At 39.3% G+C, this 9,435-nt stretch carries 5 protein-coding genes, 14 tRNA genes and 1 riboswitch; all 19 genes read right to left on the reverse strand.

Features of this window, described 5'->3' with window-relative positions; genetic code table 11:
* Window positions 1-20 precede the first annotated feature (20 nt).
* The gene (locus HCJ45_RS02860; protein ID WP_187123940.1) at window positions 21-1,874 is read right to left on the reverse strand and encodes a bifunctional homocysteine S-methyltransferase/methylenetetrahydrofolate reductase; all 1,854 of its coding nucleotides are present in this window, start codon (window positions 1,872-1,874) and stop codon (window positions 21-23) included.
* On the reverse strand, window positions 1,871-3,043 hold the full coding sequence (gene metC, locus HCJ45_RS02865) for a cystathionine beta-lyase (RefSeq protein WP_187123941.1): 1,173 nt from the start codon (window positions 3,041-3,043) through the stop codon (window positions 1,871-1,873). The genes HCJ45_RS02860 and metC overlap by 4 nt, the downstream gene beginning before the upstream one ends.
* Complete coding sequence (locus HCJ45_RS02870) at window positions 3,033-4,160, reverse strand: aminotransferase class I/II-fold pyridoxal phosphate-dependent enzyme (RefSeq protein ID WP_187123942.1); 1,128 nt, start codon at window positions 4,158-4,160, stop codon at window positions 3,033-3,035. Before HCJ45_RS02870 ends, metC begins: the two co-directional genes overlap by 11 nt.
* Window positions 4,161-4,179: 19 nt before the next feature.
* Window positions 4,180-6,477: a 5-methyltetrahydropteroyltriglutamate--homocysteine S-methyltransferase gene (gene metE, locus HCJ45_RS02875; protein ID WP_187123943.1), complete on the reverse strand. Its 2,298-nt coding sequence runs from the start codon at window positions 6,475-6,477 to the stop codon at window positions 4,180-4,182.
* Window positions 6,478-6,584: 107 nt separating this feature from the next.
* Window positions 6,585-6,691: riboswitch (SAM riboswitch) on the reverse strand.
* A gap of 74 nt (window positions 6,692-6,765) precedes the next feature.
* Window positions 6,766-7,941, reverse strand: a complete 1,176-nt coding sequence (locus HCJ45_RS02880) for an MFS transporter (protein ID WP_187123944.1) — start codon at window positions 7,939-7,941, stop codon at window positions 6,766-6,768.
* A 62-nt stretch (window positions 7,942-8,003) separates the two neighbouring features.
* A tRNA-Glu gene (locus tag HCJ45_RS02885) sits at window positions 8,004-8,075 on the reverse strand.
* Window positions 8,076-8,080: 5 nt separating this feature from the next.
* Window positions 8,081-8,171, reverse strand: a tRNA-Ser gene (locus HCJ45_RS02890).
* A gap of 34 nt (window positions 8,172-8,205) precedes the next feature.
* Window positions 8,206-8,278, reverse strand: a tRNA-Asn gene (locus HCJ45_RS02895).
* A gap of 6 nt (window positions 8,279-8,284) precedes the next feature.
* Window positions 8,285-8,358, reverse strand: a tRNA-Ile gene (locus HCJ45_RS02900).
* A gap of 26 nt (window positions 8,359-8,384) precedes the next feature.
* Window positions 8,385-8,455, reverse strand: a tRNA-Gly gene (locus tag HCJ45_RS02905).
* A gap of 25 nt (window positions 8,456-8,480) precedes the next feature.
* A tRNA-His gene (locus HCJ45_RS02910) sits at window positions 8,481-8,553 on the reverse strand.
* A gap of 27 nt (window positions 8,554-8,580) precedes the next feature.
* Window positions 8,581-8,653, reverse strand: a tRNA-Phe gene (locus HCJ45_RS02915).
* Window positions 8,654-8,657: 4 nt separating this feature from the next.
* A tRNA-Asp gene (locus HCJ45_RS02920) sits at window positions 8,658-8,733 on the reverse strand.
* Window positions 8,734-8,737: 4 nt separating this feature from the next.
* Window positions 8,738-8,811, reverse strand: a tRNA-Met gene (locus HCJ45_RS02925).
* Window positions 8,812-8,856: 45 nt separating this feature from the next.
* A tRNA-Ser gene (locus HCJ45_RS02930) sits at window positions 8,857-8,946 on the reverse strand.
* A gap of 22 nt (window positions 8,947-8,968) precedes the next feature.
* A tRNA-Ile gene (locus HCJ45_RS02935) sits at window positions 8,969-9,042 on the reverse strand.
* An 11-nt stretch (window positions 9,043-9,053) separates the two neighbouring features.
* Window positions 9,054-9,127, reverse strand: a tRNA-Met gene (locus HCJ45_RS02940).
* A gap of 55 nt (window positions 9,128-9,182) precedes the next feature.
* A tRNA-Ala gene (locus HCJ45_RS02945) sits at window positions 9,183-9,255 on the reverse strand.
* A 25-nt stretch (window positions 9,256-9,280) separates the two neighbouring features.
* A tRNA-Pro gene (locus HCJ45_RS02950) sits at window positions 9,281-9,354 on the reverse strand.
* Window positions 9,355-9,435 lie beyond the last annotated feature (81 nt).

The raw sequence follows: 9,435 nt of genomic DNA on the forward strand, positions 1-9,435 counted from the left end.
TATGAGATGATAACCTGTTTTTATTTACTAACAATTGGTACTTGTTGCTTTTTTTGAGCATATTTTGCTAATTCTATTGATAAATCATAACGTAAAAATGGCGTAATTATATATATTCCTTGAAAATGGTCGCAGATAGAATCCATTATTTCGTAGGCCAGCTCCATTCCTTCCTCATTCGCTCTTCCCTTCTCTTCTGCTTCTCGCATGCGCTCTCGAACTTCATCTGTTAGCCTAATTCCCGGAACTTCATTATGAAGAAATTCGGCATTTCGACTTGATAAAAGTGGCATCACACCAATAAAAAGCGGAACAGTAATATTAGCATTTTGAAGTGCTTCTTTTAGTAATTTTATTTTATTTACATCATAAATTGGTTGGGTAATAATATAATCCGCGCCATATTCAACTTTTCTTTCAATCAAACGAACTGCTTTTTCTAAATTCAATACATTAGGATTAAAAGCTGCTCCGACATGAAATCGCGCTTTCTCTTTTAAAGATTTACCAGTATAGGAAATTCCGTCATTAAACTTTTTAATTAATTGTACTAATTCTACGGAGCGTAAATCAAAAACCGAAGAAGCACCTGGGAAATCACCTACTTTGGTCGGATCGCCCGTGATTGCTAGTACATCATGCAAACCTAACTTATGAAAACCCATCACATGAGAATGCATTCCAACTAAATTATGATCTCTAGTCGTCAAATGAATTAATGGTTTAATTCCGTGTTCATGTTTTAAAATTGAAGCCAGAGCCATATTGCTGATTCGCGGACTCGCAAGGGAATTATCTGAAATAGTAATAGCATCCACCCCTGCTTCATCTAAAGCTTTTGCTCCTTCAAAAAATTTCGTTGTATCAAATGTTCTTGGTGGATCAAGTTCCACTAAAACAGTGAAGCGCTCTTTTACTTTATCTAATAACCGCTCTCCTAATTCCTCATCCACTGCTTCTTCTGGTACTAGTTCTAAAATAGGTCGAACTTCCTTTTCTAAAACAGGTTTCGTTGTTTTTAAGCCATCTCGAAGTGCTTTTATATGGTCTGGTGTCGTTCCACAACATCCACCAATAATCCGTGCTCCTTCTTGTCTAAAAACCTCTCCATAATGCGCAAAATAATCTGTATCTGATTGATAAACTACTTTTCCTTCTTGCATTTCTGGCAAACTCGCATTTGGATAAACGGCTAGATATGCATGCTCATATAGCGGCACTGTTTCAAGAGCACGAGCCATATGATATGGTCCAAGTCGGCAATTAATTCCAACAACATCTGCACCGAGCGCAATTAGTTCCGCTAAAGCATCTGGCAGTTTTTGCCCATTTTGAAGCAAACCAGGTTCATGCATAGAAACATTAGCTACTACTGGTAAGTCTGTCGTTTCTCGTATAATTTTTAAAACTGTCTTTAGTTCATTTAAATCATAGTAGGTTTCCAGTAAAATCGCATCTACCCCATCAAGTAGAAAACAATATAACTGCTCCCGAAAACTACGCTTAATTTCTTCAAGTGGTGCTGCAGGAAGTCGTGCATCCGTAGCACCGTTTATTCCGCCTATCGTTCCAAATATATACGTACCCGTCCCACGTGCAGCTTCTTTCGCCAACCGAATTGCTGCCTGGTTAATTCGCTTCACTTCATCTTCTAAACCATATCTAGCTAATTTGATATAATTAGCGCCATACGTATTTGTTTGAATAATATCTGCTCCTGCGCCAATATAAGCTTTATGAATTGCGACAATATCTTCTGGATGGGATAAATTTAGCTCCTCAAAAGAACGATCTACCCCATAAGAATAAAGTAATGTCCCCATTGCCCCATCTGCAATTAGTACTTTTTCACTTAAATCTTTTCGCAAATTCAATGTGCCACACTTCCCTTCTTCACAAATGAAAGTGCTTGTTTGAAATCAGCAATTAAATCATCCACATTCTCTAATCCCGCTGAGAAACGTAATAAACCGGGCGTAATCCCTTGTGCCAAACGCTCTTTTTCCGGAACAGCCGCATGTGACATTTTTGCCGGATAAGATAAAATACTTTCCACCGCACCTAAACTTACAGAAAATACTGGTAATTCTAGTTGGTTAACAAATTGCCGCACTGCTTCTTCACTTCCAAGGTCAAAAGAGATTACTGCCCCGCCATTTGTGGCTTGCTCCACTTGAATATCATAGCCTGCATGCGTAGGTAACCCAGGATAGTGTACAGCTCGAACTCCCGGCTCCGCATTTAGAAATAATGCTATTTTTTCAGCTGTTTCAACACCTGCTTTCATCCGTACGGAGAGTGTTTTCAAACCACGAAGTAATAACCAAGCATCTTGTACACCAAGCACTCCCCCTGTTGAATTTTGCAAGAAATAGACTTCCTCCGCTAAACGAGGATTATTCGTAACGATAAGCCCTGCAAGTATATCGCTATGCCCACTAAGAAATTTAGTTGCACTATGAATTACTAAATCCGCACCTAACTCAAGCGGTTTTTGAATTAATGGTGTTAAAAATGTATTATCGACAAAAGTATAGCAACCATTCGCTTTTGCAAGTTTAGCAACAGTTCGAATATCAGTAACATGTAATAATGGATTGGACGGTGTTTCCAGATACACTAATTTCGTATTCGCTTGAAACGCATTAGCAATTTCATCAATATTAGTAGTATCTACAAAGGTATGCGTAATTCCAAATCTCGGTAAAACCTTTTCCACAAACCGAAAAGTCCCTCCATAAACATCTTTTGCAATAATAAAATGATCTCCTTTTGAAAGGGTTAAAAGCGCCGCAGAGACCGCAGCCATTCCACTTGCAAAAGCAAAACCATCTGTCCCTCCTTCTAAGCAAGCAATTGCATCTTCTACTTTATCTCTAGTAGGATTGCCGCTCCTCGCATAATCATATTTATGGTAGTTATCAAAATCATGTTGGTGAAATGTAGACGACAAATGAATAGGCGTATTTAATGCACCTGTTTCTTTATCAATACCTAAACTCGCTTTTATAACAGTGGTGTCTTGATTATATTTATTCCCCATAAGAAACCACCTCTTCCGCCACTTTATCTAGAGCTTGTGCTAAATCCGCAATTAAATCTTCACTTGCTTCAATTCCAACAGAAATTCGTAATAACTTATCTGTTAAACCATAGGAATTTCTTAACTCTATAGGTATATCCGCATGTGTTTGAGTTGTTGGGTATGTAATCAAACTTTCCACCCCGCCTAAACTCTCTGCAAAAGTAAATAACTCCAGCTGTTTTAAAAGTGGTGAAACAAGGGCGGCATCTCGAATAAAGAAACTTATCATACCACCGCGTCCAGGATAACGTACTTCCTCAATAAGAGAATGTGTCTCCAAAAATGCCGCAATTTTTTGCGCATTCTTTTGATGCTGTTTAACTCGTAGTACAAGCGTTTTCAGTCCACGAATCAAAAGCCAACTATCAAATGGTGATAATACTGTCCCTGTCGCATTTAACTGCTGAAAGAAGAAATCTCCCAGTGAATCATCTTTTACAATAACTGCACCTGCTAGTACGTCATTGTGTCCGCCAAGGTATTTTGTCGCACTATGAATCACAATATCTGCCCCAAGATTAAGAGGTTGTTGGATAACTGGTGTATAAAAAGTATTATCCACAATAACAAGCAAGTTATATTTCTTTGCCCAATTCGCTACTTTCTCAATATCAGTTTCTTGCATCAAAGGATTAGTTGGTGTTTCAATAAAAATCGCTTTTGTTTCCGGTTGAAGTAATTTTTCTAAATCAGTTAAATTCGCACCATTCCAATAAGAAAAGCCAATTTTATACTGCGCACCAAACTGTTCAAAATATCTAAACGTTCCTCCATATAAATCTTGTGAGCTAATAATATGATCCCCTGTTTTAAAAAGTTGGAAAACTAATTGAATAGCGCTCATTCCCGAACTCGTTGCAAAAGCATATGTTCCGTTTTCTAAATCTGCAAGTGCTTCTTGCAAAGCCTCTCGCGTTGGGTTTCCCGTTCTAGTATAATCATATCCCGTTGATACTCCAAGATCGGCATGCTGGTAAGCTGTAGAAAAGTAGACTGGCATATTGACAGCACCCGTTCTTTCACACTTTCTATTTCCAATTTGCGCAGCTATTGTCTCTTGTTTCAGCTTTGCCATATTACCTCTCCTCCATTCCTTATTTCTCTAATACTTGATATTCCGCACGTACTTCTTTTGTCGCTTTAATCATATCTTGAAGTGCAGCAATTGTTTCCGGCTCTTTTCTCGTTTTTAAACCACAGTCAGGATTTATCCAAAACTGTTTTGCATCAATAGCACGTAAAGCGCGGTGAATATTACTTTGAATCTCTGCTACTGTTGGTACACGTGGACTATGAATATCATAAACGCCAAGCCCGATTTCCTTATCATAAGTCACTTCTTCAAAAGTCGAAATAATTTCTCCATGACTTCTAGATGTTTCAATAGAAATAACATCCGCATCTAAAGCACTTATAGTTTCAATAATATCGTCAAAATCTGAATAACACATATGGGTATGGATTTGTGTATCGTTTTGAACCGAAGTGGTTGTTAATTTAAATGAATAAACGGCATCATTTAAATATTTTTCCCATCTTGCACGTTTTAGTGGCAATCCTTCACGTAAAGCTGGCTCATCCACTTGAATGACTTTAATACCATTACGCTCTAGTGCTTCTACTTCTTTACGAAGAGCTAAGCCCACTTGGTTAGCGACAGTACTTTCAGGAATATCATCCCGAACAAAACTCCAATTAATAATAGTCACAGGTGCAGTAAGCATTCCTTTCACCGGTCGTTTCGTTAACGACTGCGCATAAACACTTTCTTTCACGGTAATTTCTTCTGTAAAAGCAACATCGCCATAAATTAGGGGTGGTCGAACTGCTCTTGAACCGTAAGATTGAACCCAGCCAAATTTCGTCGCTTGAAAACCTGCTAATTTTTGGCCAAAATATTCTACCATATCCGTCCGTTCAAACTCGCCATGAACTAATACATCCAAATCTAAATCTTCTTGAATTTGAATCCACCGAGCTGTTTCCTTTTCAATAAAGGCATTATATTCTGCATCCGTGATATTTCCCTTCAACCATTCTGCACGGGTACTACGAACTTCGGGTGACTGCGGAAAACTACCAATTGTTGTTGTTGGAAATAATGGTAATTGCAACCAAGCATGTTGTAGTTTAATTCGCTCAGCAAATGGTAAATCTCGTTCGACTCGAATATTTTCCAAATTTGCAATTGCCGCTTGAACTTCTAGATTATTTCGATGACTAGATTCATTTAAAGCTAAAACAGCCAATCGAGCTTCTTTTAGTTCTGTTTCCACATGCTCTTTACCTAATGTTAAAGCTTTTGTTAAAACAACTACTTCATCTAATTTCTGATCAGCGAATGATAAACCGCCAAGAATGATTTCATCTAGCTCTGGTTCGCTCCATTTTGTCACTGGTACATGTAATAGCGAATTAGATGGCTGAACAATTAGTTTCCCATCAGTAACATAGTTGGAAATAGTGCTTAATAATTCTAACTTTTCATCTAAATTACTTCGCCAAACATTTCTGCCATCAACCACTCCTGCTGCTAGAAACTTATCTGCTGGAAAACCATATGTTTTTAACGCCTTTAATGACTCCCCGTGATCATGAACAAAATCAATCCCAACTGCTGCAACTGGTAAATTCACTACCTCTTCATAATAATCCAAACTTTCAAAATAAGTTTGTAACTCGATCTTTAAGTTTGGTGTTGCTTTTTGAAACTCCTTATACACTTTTTCAAATAACTGTAATTCTTCTTTAGCGAAACTTGTTGCTAAATAAGGCTCATCTATTTGTACCCACTCGACCCCAGCAGATTCTAGTTCTGTTAAAATTTCTATATAGGCTGGAATAAATTTATCCACTAATGCTTCAAAACTTTCTGCATTACTACCTTTTCCGAGTTTTAAATACGTAATTGGACCGATAAGAACAGGTTTCCCATCAATACCAAGCTCTTTTTTTGCCTCTTCGTAATAATAAAGAGCCCGATTATGCAATACTTTAGGAGTCGCATCCACAAGTTCTGGTACAATGTAGTGATAGTTCGTATTAAACCATTTGGTCATTTCGGAAGCAACTGCCTCACTTTTTCCACGAGCAATATCAAAGTATGTATTTAGTGATACTTTTCCACCATCATGCTGAAATCGTTTTGGAATAATACCAAAAGTTACGCTTGTATCAAGTACTTGATCATAAAAACTAAAATCACCCACTGGAATTAAATCAATTCCTTTTTCTTGTTGTTTTTTTAGCGCATGTAATCTCAAAGCTTTTGTTTCAGCTAGTAATTCTTGCTCTGTAATTAATCCATTCCAAAATTTTTCTAACGCTCGTTTCCATTCGCGCTTCTCTCCAAGTCGCGGATACCCCAAATTTGAACTAATCGCCTTTACCATAACTTATCACCCTATCCTTTATTTTTTTGCCAACGAAAAAACCTCCCTAGAGAACTAGAGAGGTTTGGAAGTTTCGATACACAAATACAATGAAACTTTTTAAGTCTCTCTTATCTCTCGAAGCATCACACTTCGCAGGATTTAGCACCTTTTCAACGAATTGAAAGGTTGCTGGGTTTCAACGGGCCAGTCCCTCTACCACTCATAATAAGAGTAATTTATTTAGTTTTTTATTACTTAAATTAGATTGAAGTTATCATACCACTTACAACTAAAAGCTGTCAATCATTAAATTTCGATTTTCTTTTTTATTGTCTCTTTATGTGCTCCCAAAGCTAACAACAAACAGCCAAGTAGAAGGAGTCCGGCAACTACAAAATAAAATATTTGATTTCCAAAAACACCAATCATAATTCCTGTAGCGCTTGGTCCAATAATACTCCCTAAGCTAAAGCACATCCCCACCAAAATATTTCCAGCTGGAAGTAACTCAAGCGGAGTCAAATCAGTCATGTATGATAGTCCCAGTGAGTAAAGTGATCCTAATAATATCCCCAAAACAAAGAAAAAAATCACATACATTACAGGAATTTTAACAAAAGCTGTTAAGACAAACACTATAGCACCCGTTCCCGTCAAAAGTGGTAACATTCGACCTCGACCAAATTTATCACTAATAATCCCAATCGGCACTTGAAAAATAATCGTTCCAACTGAGAAGGATGAAATCACTACCGCTATCATCATCGTATCTAAACCATCACGTAAACCTACAATAGGAAATGTTGCATTAAGTCCTGTCTCCAATATGCCGTATAAAAATGGAGGAATCATCGCAACCCAAGCCAGTTTAAAAACATCAGAAAATCGTTTTAAACTACCCCAAAAAGAAATTTTTCGAATATCTGCCTTCTCTCCAACAAAATCATTCCTAAGAAACCAAACAAATATCCAGGCAATCAATACCAATACACCAGAAAGAAAGAACGGTAAATTCACATTAATTTCTGCTAAGTTAACTAATTGCGGACCTATCGCAAATCCTAATGAAAAAAATAATCCATATAGAGCCATATTCCGCCCACGCTTACTAGGATCACTCATTGCTCCAATCCACGTCTGTGAAGAAAAATGTAACATATGGTCTCCCACCCCAATTAATAATCGTAGCACAAACCAAAAGTACAAATTAAACCAGACTGGGAAAATTAGCATTGCAATGGCAACTAGCCCTCCACCAACTAATATAATCGGCTTATAACCATACTTATGCAATGGTGCTTCAATAAATGGTGAAATAAGTAAAACACCTAAATAAATTCCTGTAGCATGAAAACCATTTATTGAAGCGCTAACACCCTTACCTTCTAAAATAATAGCAATCAGCGGTAATAGTACCCCTTGAGACAACCCAGAGATGGCAACAACCATTGTTAATATCCAAAATTTCCCTTTAGAACTCATAAACAGCCTCCGAAATTTTAATAAATAAAAAACAATGTCGAAGTTCGACATTGTTTTTTGGATGACCCGTACGGGAATCGAACCCGTGTTACCGCCGTGAAAGGGCGGTGTCTTAACCGCTTGACCAACGGGCCATATCTGGCGGAGAAGGAGGGATTTGAACCCTCGCGCCGCGCGAGCGACCTACACCCTTAGCAGGGGCGCCTCTTCAGCCACTTGAGTACTTCCCCAGATATAAAAATTCTATTCTTTTTGAAAGAATAACTCCACAGGCAGGACTCGAACCTGCGACCGATCGGTTAACAGCCGATTGCTCTACCAACTGAGCTACTGTGGAATAAAATGGGCCTAAATGGACTCGAACCATCGACCTCACGCTTATCAGGCGTGCGCTCTAACCAGCTGAGCTATAGGCCCTCAGTAAAACTAGATTCATGGTAAAAAGCGGGTGATGGGAATCGAACCCACGACAACAGCTTGGAAGGCTGTAGTTTTACCACTAAACTACACCCGCATAATAATAAGTTTTAAAAACAAAGGGCGGATAATGGGAATCGAACCCACGAATGCCTGAACCACAATCAGGTGCGTTAACCACTTCGCCATATCCGCCATAAGGCAAAAATGTTTTAAAAAGAATGGCTTGGGACAGAATCGAACTGCCGACACCTTGAGCTTCAATCAAGTGCTCTACCAACTGAGCTACCAAGCCATAATGGCGGTCCCGACGGGATTTGAACCCGCGATCTCCTGCGTGACAGGCAGGCATGTTAACCCCTACACCACGGAACCACTATTGCGGGGGCAGGATTTGAACCTACGACCTTCGGGTTATGAGCCCGACGAGCTACCAGACTGCTCCACCCCGCGACAATAATATTAAATTTAGTCCACATATCACAAGTGAAAAAAAAACGGAGGAAGAGGGATTCGAACCCCCGCGCGGTATTACCCGCCTGTCGGTTTTCAAGACCGATCCCTTCAGCCAGACTTGGGTATTCCTCCATGATAATAATAAAGTGACAAGTGGACCTTGCAGGACTCGAACCTGCGACCGGACGGTTATGAGCCGTCTGCTCTAACCAACTGAGCTAAAGGTCCAAGATTGAAAATAGCGGCGGAGGGAATCGAACCCACGACCTCTCGGGTATGAACCGAACGCTCTAGCCAGCTGAGCTACGCCGCCATAATAATAAGGCTACCATTTTCTTTCTAATAATGTGGATTAAATATGAATCAAGTGGAGCCTAGCGGGATCGAACCGCTGACCTCCTGCGTGCAAAGCAGGCGCTCTCCCAGCTGAGCTAAGGCCCCATTATAGAATAATAAATTGAATCAATCGGGAAGACAGGATTCGAACCTGCGACCCCTTGGTCCCAAACCAAGTGCTCTACCAAGCTGAGCTACTTCCCGTTTAATAAAGTGCGCCCAAGAGGAGTCGAACCTCTAACCGCTTGATTCGTAGTCAAGTACTCTATCCAGTTGAGCTATGGG

The organism is Listeria immobilis (genome assembly GCF_014322845.1).
Classification (GTDB): domain Bacteria; phylum Bacillota; class Bacilli; order Lactobacillales; family Listeriaceae; genus Listeria; species Listeria immobilis.

Bases quoted from the DNA above. Each gene is read 5' to 3' on its own strand.
- metC (WP_187123941.1), bottom strand. From the start codon at position 3,043: ATGGGGAATAAATATAATCAAGACACCACTGTTATAAAAGCGAGTTTA.
- HCJ45_RS02870 (WP_187123942.1), bottom strand. From the start codon at position 4,160: ATGGCAAAGCTGAAACAAGAGACAATAGCTGCGCAAATTGGAAATAGA.
- metE (WP_187123943.1), bottom strand. From the start codon at position 6,477: ATGGTAAAGGCGATTAGTTCAAATTTGGGGTATCCGCGACTTGGAGAG.
- HCJ45_RS02880 (WP_187123944.1), bottom strand. From the start codon at position 7,941: ATGAGTTCTAAAGGGAAATTTTGGATATTAACAATGGTTGTTGCCATC.